The organism is Halobacterium sp. MBLA0001 (assembly GCF_049705385.1).
Lineage (GTDB): Archaea > Halobacteriota > Halobacteria > Halobacteriales > Halobacteriaceae > Halobacterium > Halobacterium salinarum.
On record NZ_JBNAMQ010000004.1, the window covers coordinates 1 to 16,943 of the forward strand.

General features: G+C 51.5%; 13 protein-coding genes and 3 pseudogenes. 9 read left to right on the forward strand and 7 right to left on the reverse strand.

Annotation, left to right across the window (positions count from 1 at the left end):
* The coding region (locus tag ACOZ32_RS00395; RefSeq protein ID WP_424334780.1) for a nucleotide sugar dehydrogenase at positions 1 to 1,025 on the reverse strand (1,025 nt) is incomplete at its 3' end.
* Positions 1,026 to 1,163: 138 nt separating this feature from the next.
* Positions 1,164 to 2,150 (reverse strand): SDR family NAD(P)-dependent oxidoreductase, encoded by a 987-nt coding sequence (locus ACOZ32_RS00400; RefSeq protein ID WP_424334766.1) that lies wholly within the window; start codon positions 2,148 to 2,150, stop codon positions 1,164 to 1,166.
* Positions 2,151 to 2,271: 121 nt separating this feature from the next.
* Here ACOZ32_RS00400 and aglF point away from each other — a divergent pair, with 121 nt between their 5' ends.
* Positions 2,272 to 2,997: a UTP--glucose-1-phosphate uridylyltransferase AglF gene (aglF, locus tag ACOZ32_RS00405; protein WP_424334767.1), complete on the forward strand. Its 726-nt coding sequence runs from the start codon at positions 2,272 to 2,274 to the stop codon at positions 2,995 to 2,997.
* Positions 2,998 to 3,040: 43 nt separating this feature from the next.
* Here aglF and ACOZ32_RS00410 read toward each other — a convergent pair.
* Positions 3,041 to 3,259: pseudogene (locus tag ACOZ32_RS00410) on the reverse strand (IS5/IS1182 family transposase); the annotation flags it as partial.
* Between the two features lie 120 nt (positions 3,260 to 3,379).
* Between ACOZ32_RS00410 and ACOZ32_RS00415 the strand changes: the two are divergent.
* A complete protein-coding gene (locus ACOZ32_RS00415; RefSeq protein ID WP_424334768.1) occupies positions 3,380 to 4,663 on the forward strand; it encodes a sulfatase in 1,284 nt (427 codons plus the stop codon).
* Positions 4,660 to 5,703, forward strand: a complete 1,044-nt coding sequence (locus ACOZ32_RS00420; protein WP_424334769.1) for a polysaccharide pyruvyl transferase family protein — start codon at positions 4,660 to 4,662, stop codon at positions 5,701 to 5,703. The genes ACOZ32_RS00415 and ACOZ32_RS00420 overlap by 4 nt, the downstream gene beginning before the upstream one ends.
* A gap of 448 nt (positions 5,704 to 6,151) precedes the next feature.
* Here ACOZ32_RS00420 and ACOZ32_RS00425 read toward each other — a convergent pair.
* The 3 genes and pseudogenes from ACOZ32_RS00425 to ACOZ32_RS00435 form a co-directional block, all read right to left on the reverse strand.
* Positions 6,152 to 6,490 (reverse strand): annotated as a pseudogene (locus ACOZ32_RS00425) (ISH6 family transposase); the annotation flags it as partial.
* A gap of 15 nt (positions 6,491 to 6,505) precedes the next feature.
* Positions 6,506 to 7,780, reverse strand: a complete 1,275-nt coding sequence (locus tag ACOZ32_RS00430) for an IS4 family transposase (RefSeq protein ID WP_136361736.1) — start codon at positions 7,778 to 7,780, stop codon at positions 6,506 to 6,508.
* Between the two features lie 115 nt (positions 7,781 to 7,895).
* Positions 7,896 to 8,906: pseudogene (locus tag ACOZ32_RS00435) on the reverse strand (ISH6 family transposase); the annotation flags it as partial.
* Positions 8,907 to 9,070: 164 nt separating this feature from the next.
* On the opposite strand from ACOZ32_RS00435, the gene ACOZ32_RS00440 reads away from it, so the two are divergent.
* The 6 genes from ACOZ32_RS00440 (at position 9,071) to ACOZ32_RS00465 (ending at position 15,275) form a co-directional block, all read left to right on the forward strand.
* Positions 9,071 to 9,451, forward strand: a complete 381-nt coding sequence (locus tag ACOZ32_RS00440; RefSeq protein WP_424334770.1) for a hypothetical protein — start codon at positions 9,071 to 9,073, stop codon at positions 9,449 to 9,451.
* Positions 9,452 to 9,650: 199 nt separating this feature from the next.
* Entirely contained in the window at positions 9,651 to 9,965 is a 315-nt protein-coding gene (locus tag ACOZ32_RS00445; protein ID WP_424334771.1) for a hypothetical protein, read from the forward strand.
* 316 nt (positions 9,966 to 10,281) lie between these two features.
* On the forward strand, positions 10,282 to 11,688 hold the full coding sequence (locus ACOZ32_RS00450) for a polysaccharide biosynthesis C-terminal domain-containing protein (protein ID WP_424334772.1): 1,407 nt from the start codon (positions 10,282 to 10,284) through the stop codon (positions 11,686 to 11,688).
* 99 nt (positions 11,689 to 11,787) lie between these two features.
* Positions 11,788 to 12,903 (forward strand): sugar-transfer associated ATP-grasp domain-containing protein, encoded by a 1,116-nt coding sequence (locus tag ACOZ32_RS00455; protein ID WP_424334773.1) that lies wholly within the window; start codon positions 11,788 to 11,790, stop codon positions 12,901 to 12,903.
* A 488-nt stretch (positions 12,904 to 13,391) separates the two neighbouring features.
* Positions 13,392 to 14,552, forward strand: coding sequence for an ISH3 family transposase (locus ACOZ32_RS00460; protein ID WP_424334781.1), 1,161 nt, complete (start codon positions 13,392 to 13,394; stop codon positions 14,550 to 14,552).
* 249 nt (positions 14,553 to 14,801) lie between these two features.
* Entirely contained in the window at positions 14,802 to 15,275 is a 474-nt protein-coding gene (locus ACOZ32_RS00465; RefSeq protein WP_424334782.1) for a lipopolysaccharide biosynthesis protein, read from the forward strand.
* A gap of 155 nt (positions 15,276 to 15,430) precedes the next feature.
* Here the strand turns inward: ACOZ32_RS00465 and ACOZ32_RS00470 are convergent, their stop codons facing one another.
* On the reverse strand, positions 15,431 to 16,720 hold the full coding sequence (locus ACOZ32_RS00470; RefSeq protein WP_424334783.1) for a hypothetical protein: 1,290 nt from the start codon (positions 16,718 to 16,720) through the stop codon (positions 15,431 to 15,433).
* Positions 16,721 to 16,943 lie beyond the last annotated feature (223 nt).

A 16,943-nucleotide genomic window follows, 5' to 3' on the forward strand; every position in this document is an offset into this window, starting at 1 on the left:
GCCCGGGAGTTCCTGACGTCGTCAGTCCCGGGCTTGAACGCGAGCCCGAGGACGGCGACGCGTTTGTTCCTGACGTCGACGTGGTCGTCCATGAACGAGAGGAGTCGCTTCGGTTGCTCGTCGTTCACCTCCGTCGCGGCGTCGAGCATGCGCGGTTCGTAGTCGTGCTGACGGGCCGCTGCGCGGATCGCGGCGGTGTCCTTGGGGAAGCAGCTGCCGCCCCACCCGAGCCCGCTGCGGAGGAACTGTGCGCCGATACGGTCGTCGAGGCCGATCGCGTCGGCGACCTCGTAAGCGTCGACGCCGATCTCCTTGCAGATGTTCCCGATGTCGTTGATGAGGGAGACTTTGGCCGCGAGGAATGCGTTGTTCGCGTACTTGATCATCTCCGCCGTCCGGGTGTCGGTTTCGACTACTGGGGCGTCGGTCTGGTCGATGAGCGGGTCGAACACGTCGTGCATGTCCGCGAGTGCGCGGTCGGCGTCGGCACCGAGGACGACCTTGTCCGGGTCGAGGAAGTCGTGGACAGCTGTTCCTTCTCGGAGGAACTCGGGGTTCATGCCGACGCCGAAGTCCTCGCCAGCGGTTTGCTTGGTTTCTCTCTCGAGGATGGGAGTGATTTCGTCCTCAGTGGAGCCGGGTACGACCGTGCTCTTCACAACGACAGTGTGCCAGTCGTCCTTGTCGGCGAGGGTTTCGCCCAGTTGGGCGGCGCCGGCCTCCATGATCGAGAGGTCGATACTGCCGTCATCGTTTTGCGGCGTCGGGAGACAGAGGAAGGTCGCGCCGGTGTCGAGGAGCTCGGCGTAGTCGGTGGTGGCGCGGAGGCGGTTTGTGCTGTTGGAGCCGGCGTGTTTCTCGAGGAGTTCCGGGAGGCCACCCTCGTGGATGGGTGCTTCGCCGGCGTTGATGGCGTCGACGATGTCCTGGTCGATGTCGATGTTAACGACGTCGTGGCCGAGATCCGCGTAGCAGGCCGCGATTGTGGTGCCGACGTAGCCGCTGCCGACGACGGAGAGATGCATTGAGCGTTGGTTCGTCGGTCGGTTATTCAGGTTTTGGTTTACGAACGAGCATATTCAAATCCCTGAATAGAGTTTCCTTATCGGCGGCAACTCATTCGGGGGCTTGGGAGAGGGATTGCAGGGAGAAGTGTTCGTCCCTTACGAACTCAGAACAAGGGGCTCGTACCAGTCGCGGTTCTGCTGATACCAGCTGATGAACTCTTTCACGCCTTCCCTGATGTCACGACTCGGTTCGTAGCCGATGAGCTCGTTTGCTTTCGAGATGTCTGCGTGCGTGTGTTCGGCATCACTGTCGTGGCGGTCTGCAAACTCGATCTCGAGCGTTGGGTCGATCTCGTCACGGACTGCCTTCGCGAGCGTGAGGATGTCGATGTTGTCCGTCGACCCGATGTTCATGATTTCGCCGTCCGAACTATCGTCAGTGAGGAGTTTCCGGTTGGCGTCGACGACATCGTCGATATAGGTGAAGTCCCGTGTTTGCGACCCGTCACCGTAAACGACTGGCGATTTCCCGTTGATACACCGGGAGACGAAATTGGAGATCGCCATGTTGGGCCGCATCCGGGGTCCGTACACGGTGAAGTACCGAAGTGAGACTGTGGGGAGGTCGTGGACCTCATTGTAGATTCGCGTGTAGTGTTCAGCAGCGAGTTTGGACGCGCCGTACGGAGAGACAGGCTCGTTTGGGTGGTCTTCGTCATAGGGGAGGTACTCCGGTTTCCCGTACACGGAGGAAGAAGAGGCGTTGACGAAACGCTCAATACCGTGTTCCCGGATTGCTTCGAGGAGGTTGAGCGTGCCAGTTACGTTGTAGTCGTTGACCTTCTTGGGCTCCTCCACGCTCGTTCGTACCCCTGCCTGGGCGGCCTGGTGGAAGATCACGTCCGCATTGGCGACGAGGTCGTCGACGAGTTCTGCGTCGGTTACGCTCCCTTCGACGAGTTCGTAGCTTCCGTCGCTTTGTGATGCTGCTTCTCTTGCGATTTCGACGTTGTGTCTCTTCAGCCCAGTATCGTAGTACGGCTCGAAATTGTCCAGAACGGTAACGTCGTGTCCGTCTTCGGCGACGGATTCGGCGATGTGGCCGCCGATGAATCCGGCGCCGCCTGTAACCAGAATGTGCATACAATAGCCCTACAGAAGCGACCTAAAGAGGTTGTCGTCTCACTTTCACGAATTTGGAGCGCCCATCTAGTTGATAGAGTGAAAAGACATATTGCTCTGTGTCAGAATAGCGTTGATAGTCATGAAAGCCGTCGTACTTGCTGCCGGCGAGGGGACGCGCCTGCGTCCGCTCACGGAGGACAAACCGAAGGGGATGGTCGAGGTCGACGGGAAGCCGATTTTGACTCACTGTTTCGAACAGATGGAAGAGCTCGGTGCCGACGAACTCGTGGTTGTTGTCGGCTACATGAAGGAGAACATCATCGAACACTACGGTGACGAGTTCGAAGGCGTGCCGATTACGTATGCACACCAGCGCGAGCAGAAGGGGCTTGCCCATGCGCTGTTGACTGTCGAGGAGCACATCGACGACGACTTCATGCTGATTCTCGGGGACAACATCTTCCAGGCGAATCTGGAGGACGTGGTTCGTCGTCAGCAGGAGGAACGGGCAGATGCAGCGTTCCTCGTGGAGGAAGTGGATTTGGACGAAGCGAGTCGGTACGGGGTGTGTGATACGAACAAGTACGGCGAGATTACTGACGTGGTGGAGAAGCCAGAAGATCCGCCGTCGAACCTGGTAATGACTGGGTTCTACACGTTCAGTCCGGCCATCTTCCACGCGTGTCACCTCGTGCAGCCGTCTAACAGGGGCGAGTACGAGATTTCAGAGGCGATTGACTTGCTGATACAGAGTGGGCGGACGATTGATGCGATTGGGTTGGAAGGATGGCGAATTGACGTTGGGTATCCCGAGGATCGGGACGAGGCAGAGGAGCGGTTACAGGGGAAGGAATTGGAAGCGTAACTTGGGCAAAATAGGAAATAGTGAGGGTGTCATAGAATTCTTCTTACACTGTGATGATCGTGCTTCCCGGATTGTCCCCGCGTTCATAGTTCTTAATAGTGACGACAAGGCGAAGGATGAAACACGTTCGCCCGTGCGTGGACATGGCCTATTGCTTCAGCTGGACGTCCTTACTATGCTTTTCGATGCGATCTTCGATCCTGTACTCAATATCTTTCGGTTCACCAAGGTTCCGTGCGTTGTACGAGGCGACTGGCACGACTCTGCAGCCAGCGGTGGTCGAACACCTCGTCAATGAATCACACTTTTTAACTGGGTTTTTATATCCACGTGTCATCGTAGCTAATAAGTGAGATTCATGAGAAGTATGTTCCAACATAGTATGTCGGCTGTCGATAACATAATTATATTATCAGTAGATGCCCTACGAGCTGATCATCTGGGCTGCTATGGGTATTCTCGGGATACATCGCCAAATATCGATAAGCTTGCTAAAGATAATGCGCAGTTCATAAATGCCTATAGTGCTAGTTCACACACTCGTGAAGCGGTTCCCTCCCTGCTAACTGGAGAATATCCTGATGAAGCCGTTAGCGAAAGTTACCATTTAAATACGACAACAATCGCCGAACACCTTCAGGATGAGGGCTATCAAACCGGTGGCTTCCATTCAAACCCGTATGTATCGCGCGCCTACGGGTTTAATAATGGATTTGATAAATTTTATGACGATCTTCATCTAGCACAAAATAAATTGATAGCACTTGCACAGCGTGCATTAGATAAACTTCGAAATAGGCACTACGCTCGTGCATCGGAAATTAACAAAAAATCGTTAGACTGGTTAGATTCACTTGATTCCGATCAACCGTTCTTTCTCTGGAACCACTATATGGATCCACACGGACCATATGAGCCAATCGAAGAATACCGCAAACAGTTCCATGACGAGTCTGTGTCGGATAGGAAGGCTCAGAAATTGTATAAACAGGCAATCAAGAATCCGGAATCGGTAACAGATAAAGAGCAAGAAAAATTGCTCAACTTATACGATGCTGAAATTCAGTATACTGATAACTATATTGAGAAGTTCTTTGATAAACTTGAAGATCGAGGACTAATTTCTGAATCTCTCATCATTCTCACATCGGATCATGGCGATCTATTCGGTGAACACGGGTACTATGAACATCCTCGTTATCCCTTCAAAGAGTTGGTTCATATCCCACTTATTATTATACATCCATCATACACAGATCTGAGGGTAGAAACGCCTGTTAGTAGTATTGACATTGTTTCGTCTGTGCTCAATCAGTACACTGGAACTGAACCTGCGATACCTGGACATCGGCTTCTTCCAGCGAATCCATCTCCAGATCAAGAAATTAAGCGCGATATAGTTTATGCGCAAGCATCAACGACTGACAACGGAACACTATATAGACGATTTGCTGCTTTTAATCAAGACAATTGGAAGATGGTAGAATACGAGCTAGTTGAAGAGGAGGTCGTTGCTTCACCGCCAGAACCAGAAACCAGTCTTGAGCGACAACTCATTGACCACGCTGAGAAGAGGATCGGTAGGAAACAACTGACGGATGAGAAGAATGACAGTGCGGCTGAAGAAGTAAATGATCGACTTGAAGCGCTCGGGTATAAAGAATGACGAGCTATATCCTTGAGCAACTGAGTGGGAATGTACTGCTTGTGGGTGGATATGGAGTTGGTAATGTTGGCGACGAAGCGATACTAACCGGACTGCTAAAAGATTCATCCAATAATATAGACGAAATTACAGTTGTTACACATGATGAAAGGGAAACGGAAGCCCTGCACAGAGGCGAACCACCAGAAACCACCACTCTGAACGCCATCGAGCCATCTCCAGCCAAGTTAGGTAAAGAACTATTCAGGAATGATCACTTCGTATTCGGTGGTGGTGGACTCTTCTCCCACTATATGGGTCCTTACGCCAAAAAAATCCCTTACTATGCTATGGCAGCAAAAACACTTGGAAAATCTATCCACTGGACTGCCATCGGAGTTTACTCATCTACTCCAGAGATAACCAAGAAGGCACTCAAATTCGCGATGAATCAGTCCGATACTGTGTCAGTTCGGGATCCGATTAGCAAAGCAGTCTTATCTGATACTGGAGTTTGTCAAGTAACTCTGGTTGACGATCCAGCAACAAAACTACAGCCAGATCGCAAGTGGGGTGAAAAATCACTTTACGACCATGGGATTGATCCGGAGGAGGACATTTTTGCAATCGCTGCACGGAGAGTTAAGGATAAAGATTTGAATGAACAACTGTGGCGGACTTACAGATATATTTCGCATAAGGCCAAAGATCTTGGCTACAAAGTTGTATTCATTCCATTTTGTCGACATTCATATGAATCTTTGGGTATGGACCACAGGACCTGTGAATCTCTATCGAGTAGCGTCGGTGATGCTCCAGTTATCTCATATAACCATCCAAATGAAGCACTCAGTATAGTTTCGGCAATGGATGGTATTTTGGCAACAAGACTTCACTCGATGATTTTTGCCTATGTTAGTAGTACCCCATTTGTCGCGATTGAATATGCTGATAAAGTAACATCTCTTCTTAAACACTATGGAAAAGAAACCCATGGTGTACCGCTTAAAGATGCCAATAGTACTGTAGTAGAAGAGACAGTTGATGATCTGATATTCTGAACGAGATATTATCTGATTCCCTACTAATTGAAAAAACTGCACTCAGTTTCTTTCTCTATTCCCCTCCGGAGTTATATAATTCAATGGCATGTGAAATGGGTTTCAGTGATGGATTCTCTTCTTATTATTTTTATTATTTTTGAATATTATCTCGATCCCGGCAGATTTGGGCTACGTGAAGACTATGTATCGAATACAGTCACCTTGGTCGAGCAGGACAACGACGATGCCACTGTGGCCATCCATGACGCAATTGACCGTGCGCAGGGTAGCATGACCGTCGTTCCGCCTTCTGACAAGGATTATCTCCTTTCAAATCAGCCGCAAGTCCCCGACAACACCAAACTCTACATTTGTGCTGGACCGACTATCCGCGTCGAGAACAATTTCGTTCCGTCGCAGATCACCACTCTCAACGACCAAGATCTCGGTCGCGTCGCAAAGCGGTCTAGAGTTTGCCTCTGGTGCTCTCAATTGAGAGGTCACAGCTCATTGCTGTTTTGGTCGATCGCTGGAGCAGTTCGTCAAGGAACGACTGGTAGCGCTCTGGATCGGCGTACTTCACGAGCCGAAGCTGGAGTATCGCCTCTAACCCCTCAGTCGTCCAGCGCATCCACTGGTTCTTGCAGCGCTTGCTGACTTCGCCCATCAGCCGTTCGACGGGGTTCGAGGTCCACGGCACCTCGAACCCCTCGACGGCCTGCTCGGCAAATGTCACGATTGACGGCAGCCACCGCCGAAGATACCCCGCTGCCTTCTCTGAGCCGTACTGGTCTAACTGCCAGGCTGCATTCGTCTTTAGCTAAGACTCACACCTCGGTTGCGTAGCGGTAGCGAGCGTCTCCTGTAAGACCGGACGTTGCTGGTGAATCTTCTGAGCATCCTCGATCAGCCGCTCCAGCAACGGCGGTGGTGAGTAACCGAGATACTCACCGAGTTCGTGGAGGATGAGCTGGGCGTGCGACCGGAAGGTCGCCGCCCAGCGTTCTGGCGGAAACACGATCTCGTCATCAGCCTGCTCGGTCACCAGATCCAACAGCTCACGACTCACCAGCAGCGACAGCAACGCCGCATACAGCAGAATTCTCACGATATCCGGGTCGCTTGTGTCGAACTCGTCCAACTCGTACTGCGTCTTCAGTTCACGAAACAGCGTTTCTACCTCCCACCGACACCGATACAGCGTTGCTAAATCCTCCGGGAAGAACTCCTCTCGCGATAGATTCGTGATATACAGATGGTAGTCGTCGGCGTCCTTGTCACGGACGCCGACGACGCGGAACCGCTTCGTGTCCAGCGACCGCGTTCCTTCGTACTGGCCTCGCTTGAACTCCGCTTCGACCTCAACGTCGATGTACTTCCGAGAGAGATCATCGACCACATCGTGGATCTGCTTGCCCTCTAAGGGAATGGCGCGCCCGCGCCATTCCCGTAATTCCTCCGTTATCACCGGATTCGCGTTCTGCTTCAGCCGACTCACGAAGTAGCCGTCGTTCTCGTCGATTAACGCGAACCGGCGGTACTTGAAGTACGCTAGATCGAACAGAACGAGCCGTCCTTGGAGCCACGAACCCGTCTTGAACAGCGTGCTGTCGTGCGCTTTTTCGTCGGTCACGTCGAGTCGTTCAATCGTCTGCTCGGTGGCGTTGTGGAGCAGGTGGAGCTTCGCTCCAGCCTGCTCCTCGTGACGGGCTTGGAACTCATCAGAGAGGAATTCGTGCAACCGCAACACCGTTCCATCAGCGATCATCACGTCTCTGAATCGGTCGATATCAGCGTCAACAGCGTTGGGAACAGCGACCTCGTCGAGACCACGCTCGACGAGGTCGCGGAGATACTCTGCCAACGTCGGCGTCAACCGCTGATGGAATCCACCGGGAGAGATCGTTTCATCAGCTGTGGAGTTGTAGCAGCGTCTGAACCCGGCGAGTGTTCGGCTCTCGCCTGCGGCGAAGCCGAACACGAGCGCCCACACGAGGACGGGAATCTGAAGCTTGCCCTCTCGCTCAACCACGCCGAGTTCCTCGGCGTGCTCTTCGAGGAACTCGGAGGGAAACAGTGTAGTGAGCCGACGCATGATTCTCGTTGAGGAGCGAGGGTTGTGCACAGACTTCTCCTCCTCATTCCTCTCGAAAAGTAGCCTCGATAAGCCGTCGCTGTCACGCGGTTCTCGTCTTAGCTAAAGACGGATGCTGCCAGGCTGTCTTCTCGATACGCTCGGTCGTTCGCGCGATCCGTTCGCGGATCGCCGCGAACTCCTCGTCTGGACGGTGTTTGGCGACCGAATTCTTTAGATGGAACACTTCGTCGATCACTTCCGAGACGATCTCGTTCCGCCGATCCAAGGAGAACACGCTGTCGTCCCAGAGGTTGTAGTCGAGCGTCCGACCGACGTGGACGAGATCGAGTTGGTGATTGCGATTTTCGTCGGTAAAGGCCGTGACGATGCCCTCTTCAGCGTCACTGACGACCGTCGCGTCGTCAGTGACTGCGTCGATGTCATCGAGGTCGGCTGCTGTCTCGTCCCAATCAGCGTTGACCGAGAGATCCAGCAGGGAGCGTGACTCTTCGGCAGTGTCTTCGCCGAGCGTGGCCTGGACGGAGTGGTACGCGCGGTCGTCGTCTTGGCTGTGACACTTCGTGCCGTCAGGAATAACGGCGTCAGCGTCAGTATCAGCGACACAGTCTGGAAGGAACTGCTTGAGTTTGCTGCCGTACTCTTTGGCGCGACGATTGATCGTGGTCGGCGACGGCATCTCCGAGAGGATGCCGTCGCCGTGGTCAGCAGCGTCACGATAGCTGAGCGATGTGGCGAGATCGACGCTTTTGGCGGCGATGTCCTGCTGATAACGGTTTTGCCCGTCGAAGCTGAGAACATCTTCGACGGGCCGGAAGTAGCTGGATTCGTCGTGGTCAGCTGCGGTATCTTCAACGTAGTGAAGGTCGAAGTCATGTTCACCGGCGGTTGTGACGGCTGTGCGAGTATCGGTACCAGCTCGTTGGAAGCGACGGTCACCGTTGCCAGTAGCGTGTTTCTCACCACAGAGCGCCTCGACGCGGCTCGCGTCGAGGCTTTCGACCATCGATTCGAGCAGTACAGATTCGAGGTTCTGCTCGGTAACGAACTCGGCGAGCGTGGCGAGCGGTACTGTTTTGTCCTCGTCGATGCTTATCGTGAACCGCACGTCGATTGTGGCGTGCATGGGACACCTCTTGGGTGGACACCAGAGGCGTCCCGTTCCTCACGGGAGTCAGTTGCTACTGAACTCTAGAGGACTTTGCGACACGACCAAGATCTCTATGCGCTCATCACAAACGCAGACCACAGAGACGGCGACGATACGTCGTTATCGGCAGGAGGGTCATGATGGAGGGGACGACGAAAGACAATACTGTCTCTTGGTCGCTGGCGTTGCTTCACAAGTGTACAAACTCCCAGATTGGGAATGGATCAGACGGCAAGCACGAACTCGACCACGTTCACCACGGCATCAACGTGGGAAGCGAGCGGTATTTCGCAGCTCTCCTCACCGAGAGTGAGGGTTCGGATATTGATAGTATCAACATTACCACACTACCGATGACACTCTCGGCATCCGTCGCTCGTGTGTCAACTGTCGGATTTGCAATTGGCGCGCACGAACCCTCCGCAGGACACGTGCTCAGGCGGCCCACGATGCTGTCCTTGGATCGGCAGGGAATGAGCAAGAGGGCATCGTCACATAGAACGGTCATGGCACGATACTGACCTGACGCAATGGACTAACACTGCTGCTTCCCTCCATTCGACAAAGAGAACAATGAGGAACATCGGTTGCAAGAACGTTAATCAGGGCAGTCCTCATCGGCAACTCTTCACGATCGAGCGTTCACGGGTCTCAGGGTCGGCCGTGAACGGAAGAATACGTATTTGGGGGTCGCACGGCGACGGGACTGGGCTTACTGATATGTCTGCCTCTGACTTCAATTTCGAGATCATGAGGTCTGAAGAAGACACCGCAGGAGTTCAACTCAGAGCCAGCACCATGGATCTCGCAAACATCGTCGTGGATGGGGATCGTCTCGTCGGGGCTGATGTAAACCAAACCAACGGCGTCGACATCAAGCCGAACTCAGGCCAGAGCATCGAAGACGTAACCGTAAATGTCGACTACATCGGAGGGTTTGGCGCAGCGGGTGCTCTCTATGACTTCGACGGCTCGACGGAGGACGTAGACGTTCGATTCAGCGACATTGTCGAGTGTGGATGGGAGTCTACGTGACCGACCAGGTGAGGGGGGTGGACGACTTCCATATTCACGGCGGCAAGATCGAGTCCACACGCAATAACCGCGGTAGATCGCGAGGATCCTGTGGCGTCCAACTCAGCGACGTAAGCGATTCGTCGGTAATCGGTGGGCGTACGGACGTGGTCGACACAGCGTTCCAAGAGGGAGGGATGCCGATTGCAATAACGGCCGTGAGATCGAGACTGAAGCAGTCCAGACATCTGGAACCAATACCCAAGCTGCAGCCAACACTCCGTCTGTTGCATAGAAACAACAACATCTTTGTTAGTCATGGGACTACTGCGGGTAAATGAAAATAGGGCGAACTACATCAATAGTTTTTCTCACTCGGACACTGTCAGCGGTATTATCTTTCATCGGTGTCGCATTCTTTGCAAGAGAAATTGGTGCTGCCGCGCTTGGAATCTTCTTCTTGTTTAGAGCGTCAGTAAGTTTCCTTGGAATTCCAGCAGACTTCGGGCTGCGCATTGCTGTTGAGAGACGGATTAGTGTAAATAACCGTCCTGCAACGGTTTTTTCTACTTCTGCATTACTCAAATTGGCTAGCGTAACTGTGATTAGCTTGTTTATTGTTGCTTTCCGCGGATATTTAACGCAATATATCGGGGCTGATCTAGTCATCCTACTTATACTAGCACTTCTATTTGATCAGCTGTCGGATCTAACTCTTGTCGTACTACGGGGAGAGCATCGTGTCGCTGAATCAGCTGTTGTTGGATTCATATATCGAGTTACTTGGATTGCTGCTGGGACCATTGCAGTGACACAGGGACACGGCGCTACAGGCCTAGCAAGTTCGTTGGTCCTCGGCTATGTCGTCAGGCTAACTCTTGGACTAATTATTCAGGATACTGGATTCGCTTTCCCAAGTTTAGAAATCATTCCTTCCTTGTTACGATATGCTAGCTATAGTAGTATCTCCGTGGTTGGCGGGACAATCCATAACACAATGGATCTCATGATCCTTGGATTCTTCTACGCATCTAGCATGGTTGGAATATATGAAACAGCTTGGCAAATTGGAGGTCCTGTTTTAATACTAACTAAGGCCATCGGTAGCACGATTTTCCCTCAGATCAGCTCTTGGGACGCGTCTGAGTCCTACGAAAAGATCGAAGACCTCATCTCCAAAGTTATCACTCCTTCTCTTAGTGTCGTTATTCCGGCTGTATTTGGAACTGTACTTCTTTCTCGCGAGATACTTGGGGTAATCTATGGTCCAGGATTTATTGCGGGATGGGATGCACTGATAATAATTATCGCAGGTCAAGTTCCTCGCACGATTCGCCATATTGTGGGCCGAACTCTCTTTGCTATGGATAAACCTCGATACGTTGCTATCGGTGGTGTAGTAGATATCTCCCTGAACCTAGTTCTCAATCTAATATTCATCTATTACTTCGGGTTGGTCGGAGCCGCCCTCGGGACAATGTTATCGATGAGTGCAGGCATGATTGTTCGAATATATTTCCTTAAACAATTCGTCTCTCCCCATGTCCCCTATGATGAACTCGCTTGGTGTACAATCTCATCTGTTATTATGGCACTCGTAGTTTATGCTTTGGAGACATTTGTGGGTATAGATTCAGTTGTTGAACTCTTCTTTGTGATTGGAGTTGGAGTCGCTGTTTATTTCCTAGCACTATTTTCATCAACCACATTCCAAAAGAGGTATATTCCCAATAAAGTGCTATAGGACCCCTGACTGCGAAATATGTTGACAATCTATTCTGAGCAGTGTACAATACAGAATTATAATTAAAGGTTAATATGATGTTGGCCAGTAGCGTCCTTTATGTCGATGCTCACACAGGCATATTCAACCTTTAAAGAGACTCACCTTGTACATCTGCTTTCGGCAGGATTCTCTGAGGTCTCACCAAAGATAAGCAAAATCCTCTATCTATTAGATAAAGAATATTCTACTGCCCCGGGTTTTCCTATGCCCATATCTAGACGTCTCTGGCTCTGGAGACACGGTTTCCTCAGTCGATCTGGAGCAATCTTCAACTTAACCGATGATAATATCGGCGAATATGTATCAAATTATGAACAAAGAATGAAACTCAGTCAAATAAATGACAACAATAGAGCGATACTAGAGAATAAAATCGTATTTCATCGAATTCTCTCTGATATCAGCCCATATGCCCCACCTGATCTCGCCGTGATCAAAAACAACGCTTTATATCCTCTCTCAACTGGTGAGCGTCAAGATCCCGTGGACTGGGTGCTGTCAACTCTCCAGAATGATAAGGAGTTGATATTAAAACCAACGACAACCAGCAGTGGGAAGGGAATTTTAAAATTAGTAAATACTGAAAAGTCGTTCACTGTTAATTCAGAGTATAAACGAAAGTCTGAAATTTCCCAGATCATTGAGGAACTTGATGAGTATTTAGTCTCACGTGCTGTTCAGCAACGTGAGTATGCAAATACAATTTTCCCAGATAGTGTTAATACAATTCGTGTGATAACCATGCTAGACCCCGAAACGGGAGAAGCTTTCTCCCCCGCAGCAGTTCATCGGTTTGGCTCAACTGAGTCAGCTCCAACAGATAACTGGGGGCAAGGTGGATACTGTGCTGAAGTTGATCAAGATACTGGTGAACTTAGCAAAGCCACAACTGTTCCCGACGGATCAGTGCAAAGCTGGTACTCAAAACATCCAGATACTGGAGCTCAAATCGAGGGGGCCAGTATCCCAGAATGGGAGACGGTCTTTCAAGAAGTGCTTTCACTTGCAGAGCGTATCCCCTATGTTCCTTACGTAGGGTGGGATATTGTTTTGACTGATGGGGCCTTCGTAATTCTTGAGGGCAATGCACTTCCTGGCATTGAAACACTACAATCCCACAGCTCACTGAAATCCTCCCAAAGGGTACGTAATTTCTACCAACATCATTGCTGAATATGACAGGCATAGACGATAATGAATTAGAAGAAAAGATGAACCAGGGATTCCCGATTCTTCTGGCTGCATTTAGTCTGATATGATGAACTACATTCCCGCAGATTAGACGAGAGATCCATCACCACGATAAGTCTGGAAGACGCTAATAAAGGAAAACGAAGCTGAGTACGAAGCCTGCCGACAATAAAACTCTCCTACCGGTCGTTACGTAACGTACCAAACTCGGCACTGACCTCCTTCACGGGCCATCGAGAACACGCGGCCATGTCGAAAAGCGTCCGTGTTCCGGAACCCGTTCACAAGAAAGCCTAGAAGGTTCAGGAGATGCACGACTAAGCGAGGCGATCTGCCACATGTGCCGCGAAGGTGGCTCCGACGTATAGCAACGCACAGTTACATTTCTATAACGGTAGTACAAAGTCCAAATCCGCCAATACTCAGTACCTCACAAAGCTCGCAAGTTGAAGGAGTCCGCTTGCTGAGTTGTGTCCAAGCAAGCGGACAATGAAATCCACGAGGACCAGCTCCTTAACTTCCTCGTCAACTGCCTTGACGAGGAAGTTTCTCTGAATCTCGCCAACAACGCTGAAATCAATGCAGAGGACATCTACGAGGTCCTCGTCGGCGCAACCGCCGACGGGACCTCGATCTCGACGCTGTGCAACTCCAGTGAAGACTCGCTATCGGCGAACACGATTCTCTATCATCTACGGACGAAGTTCGAGCCGGAACGGCTCGAACGCGTCGCTAACACGCTTCTTCGCCGAGACATCGTTGAGCTGCTTCCCGAGCAGGTGGAGGTCTGCGCAGACCTCCACCTGCGGCCCTACTACGGTGATGAAGACGACACGGAGAACCTCTATCACTCGGAAGCCAAGCGTGGAACCACCGCATTCCACGCCTACGCCACACTCTACGCGCGTGTGAAGAACAAACGCTACACGCTGGCGGTGCGCCGTCTCGAAGACGGCGACACCGCCAGCAGCGTCCTCGCTGAGTTCCTCGGTGTCCTCGACGGCCTTGACACCGAGGTCAAGGCCGTCTACCTTGATCGCGGATTCTACGACAGCAAGTGTCTCACGCTGCTTCAGGCGCACAACTACGCCTACGTAGTCCCGATCATTCAGTGGGGAAAGACGATTCAGCAGGAACTCTCGGAAGGGTGGAGTCGCGTCATCCAACACGATCTGACAGGGAAACTCGACGGTCACAGCTGGACCGTCGAGTTTCCCGTCTACATCGACTGTACGTACCTGAACGGGAAGTACGACGACCACGGCGTGGCGCGTCACGGCTACGCCGCTGACGCGCCGTTCATCGAGAGTCCACGCGACGCTCGATACCACTACAGCAAACGGTTCGGTATCGAGTCGAGCTATCGGTTGTCCGAGCAAGCGATAGCGACGACAACGACGCGAGATGCAACGGTGAGACTGCTGTACGTCGTGGTGAGTCTGCTGTTGCAGAACGTCTGGCGGTATCTGCACTACGAATACGTGGCGACGCCGCGCCGAGGCGGGCGTCGCCTGTGGTGGTGGCCGTACAAGGAGTTCGTGAATATGGTTCGACGGGCCGCGTGGACGGCCCTCGCGGTGCGTCGGGCCGTCCCCGCGAACCGGCCACCGGATGACCGGTTCTACCGGTAGTCACCGACCGAGCAAGCGTCGTCGCAAGTGGCAACGCTGTCGCGTCGGCGGCTGAGCGCCGCCGACAGCGACAGCTCCGCCTTCGATCAGCGTTGCTCAACCGTGATCGACGACTCACCACAACAGAACAGATGGCTCAAGTCGGATTAGCCGGCGATGCTTTGTGAGGTACTGATACTGGTTTAAATGTCCCAGTTCGTGGTTTCTCATGCCCACCCTGATGCTCACTACAGCTCTTGCGTCAGCAATGTGCCCGACATCTCTTCTATAGCGAGTGAAGGTGAACTTGCCAAGATCTCGAATACCATCCAATCTGTGTTACCCCTTTCAATCATTATCGTTATTCCCGCGATGGCTGGTGCGGTTCTCTTTGGACCAGAAATAGTATACTATGCGTTTACTGAGGAATACGTGGTTGCCTCAGTTGGGCTGTCTGTCTTGATGATACAGCGGTTTTTCCAGTCAATGTACATGATCTTTGAACGAACGCTTCAAGGCCTGGACCAGCCAAATCTTGCAGCAAGAGCGAAGGTAGTAGCTTTTGTGGTGAATGTGCTTCTCAACCTCGCCTTAGTACCCACCGACGGACTTGTCGGCGCAGCTGCTACGACGACTGTCTCTTACGGGCTAAATATGATACTCCACGTAAGTGATCTCCGACAGTTGTACAGCTCACCCCGCCGATATCAGAAGGTGGATGGTGCATATTTTCAACCGGCGTGATGGTCGGTGTACTCCAATATCTGGAGAATCATTACTCTATCACCGATTTTGTGAGCTTAATCGGAGTCGTTGATAGAGGGGCATTGATCTATGCTGTTGTACTACTCGTCCACCCCAGATACAGGAATGTAATTAAGGCCCAATCGTGGCAGCATTCAAACAAAGGTTCGGAGCCGCTTATAAATAGGATTCGGAGCCAAGCGGACCAAAAAGAGCAGTCGATCTTCATACAAATGGGACGCTGAGGCTCTTTTCCTTATTTGAGAGAACTCTTGATGCTCTAGCCAGTTAGCGAATGTCTCCATCCCTGAATCCGGGAAGTTCGTTACTTCTGAGGCCTGTTGTTGCAAGTTTTCCCACATGAATACTTCATCGTATCCAATACTCCAGTCACCATTCTCAAGTGATTTCTGGATATGAGTGAACGTCTCATCGCTAACATCAAACCCGTATTTTCGTGGGTCAACGCCTGCGATCTCTAGCCCGACGATAGTTCGACAACACTTCTCACATCGAGAACAGTTATCGCCTGCTTCTGACCGATAACAAGAGCGGATGTGGATGTTCTTGTCCTCAGCTTGAGCATGATCAGCTATCAACTCAACCTTATCTTGTCGGGTCAGTTCATACCCATCGTGGGATACTGAGGTCCCGGACCAAGTAATTCGGTTGTCGATATCGGGATGCGATCCCCATGGTTGATCAAACCCCTCCGTATGAGTAGAAGCTATCAACAGCTCCTCTATTCCTTGGCTATAACAGAACGGGGCACAGAGCCCAGTTAGACCCAGGCCGTGCTGAACACCGCCCCACCAATTTGCTACTATATCTTTTCCAAACTCAGCCATTAACAGCACCCCATCAAATTGCGATCTGAAATTTGACTGAGCGACAGAATAGGAAGCATCGTGTCGGTTGCAGTAGCGCTCAATATCTTGCTTAACCCGATTCCATCCATCCACATTTTCTGGTCTGACGTCTGCCCCGTGGATACTGATAAGACATGGCGATCGGTCTAAATGTCTAACATGGGTAGCGATAGAATCTACTCCACCGCTAAAAAGGCAGGCAGCATCCGTAGTTTGGGGATCTTTCTCTCGCGTGCGGTTGGCAATAACCAGCTCCCCACCGTTGAATCCAATTTCCGGATAGAAGTCCGCTAATGTGCATTGAACCTCAGAGAGTGTATCTGCGAATGTCGTGTCTAACGTATCAACATACAGTCTCCCATCAAGGGCCCAAACCAGTGGAGCGATGTTAGCGACAGCAGGAATCATCAGAATACCCTCTGGAACAGAACTCAAATCTGCATCGTACTCCGCCCAAAACGTCGTTTCTTCGAAGAATGGGTCTATCTCTGAACCTACGTTAATATTAATCTCTATCCGAGACCCATCCCTATCAGCAGATTCAAGTTGAATCTCATTTGGCCCTAATGTATCCATAGTGAACCTCGTGAGTCCAGAACACTTAGTGATACTTGGTGTGTTCAAATTCATTTCTCTCAAGAATCGCTACGGAACGATCAGAGACTCAGAATTCACGCTTGCGCAGCACCCGCCAGTCAATATCTATTCCCAGTACCTCACAAAGCATCCGGAGCTAACTGATGCTGGATCGTGAGTTACCGACGAACCAAAGCTGGATTTGTGTTCTGAAGATCCATTC

Bases quoted from the DNA above. Each gene is read 5' to 3' on its own strand.
- ACOZ32_RS00470 (WP_424334783.1), bottom strand. From the start codon at position 16,720: ATGGATACATTAGGGCCAAATGAGATTCAACTTGAATCTGCTGATAGG.
- ACOZ32_RS00455 (WP_424334773.1), top strand. From the start codon at position 11,788: ATGTCGATGCTCACACAGGCATATTCAACCTTTAAAGAGACTCACCTT.
- ACOZ32_RS00450 (WP_424334772.1), top strand. From the start codon at position 10,282: ATGAAAATAGGGCGAACTACATCAATAGTTTTTCTCACTCGGACACTG.
- ACOZ32_RS00440 (WP_424334770.1), top strand. From the start codon at position 9,071: ATGGAGGGGACGACGAAAGACAATACTGTCTCTTGGTCGCTGGCGTTG.
- ACOZ32_RS00445 (WP_424334771.1), top strand. From the start codon at position 9,651: ATGTCTGCCTCTGACTTCAATTTCGAGATCATGAGGTCTGAAGAAGAC.
- ACOZ32_RS00415 (WP_424334768.1), top strand. From the start codon at position 3,380: ATGTCGGCTGTCGATAACATAATTATATTATCAGTAGATGCCCTACGA.
- ACOZ32_RS00430 (WP_136361736.1), bottom strand. From the start codon at position 7,780: ATGCGTCGGCTCACTACACTGTTTCCCTCCGAGTTCCTCGAAGAGCAC.
- ACOZ32_RS00400 (WP_424334766.1), bottom strand. From the start codon at position 2,150: ATGCACATTCTGGTTACAGGCGGCGCCGGATTCATCGGCGGCCACATC.
- aglF (WP_424334767.1), top strand. From the start codon at position 2,272: ATGAAAGCCGTCGTACTTGCTGCCGGCGAGGGGACGCGCCTGCGTCCG.
- ACOZ32_RS00420 (WP_424334769.1), top strand. From the start codon at position 4,660: ATGACGAGCTATATCCTTGAGCAACTGAGTGGGAATGTACTGCTTGTG.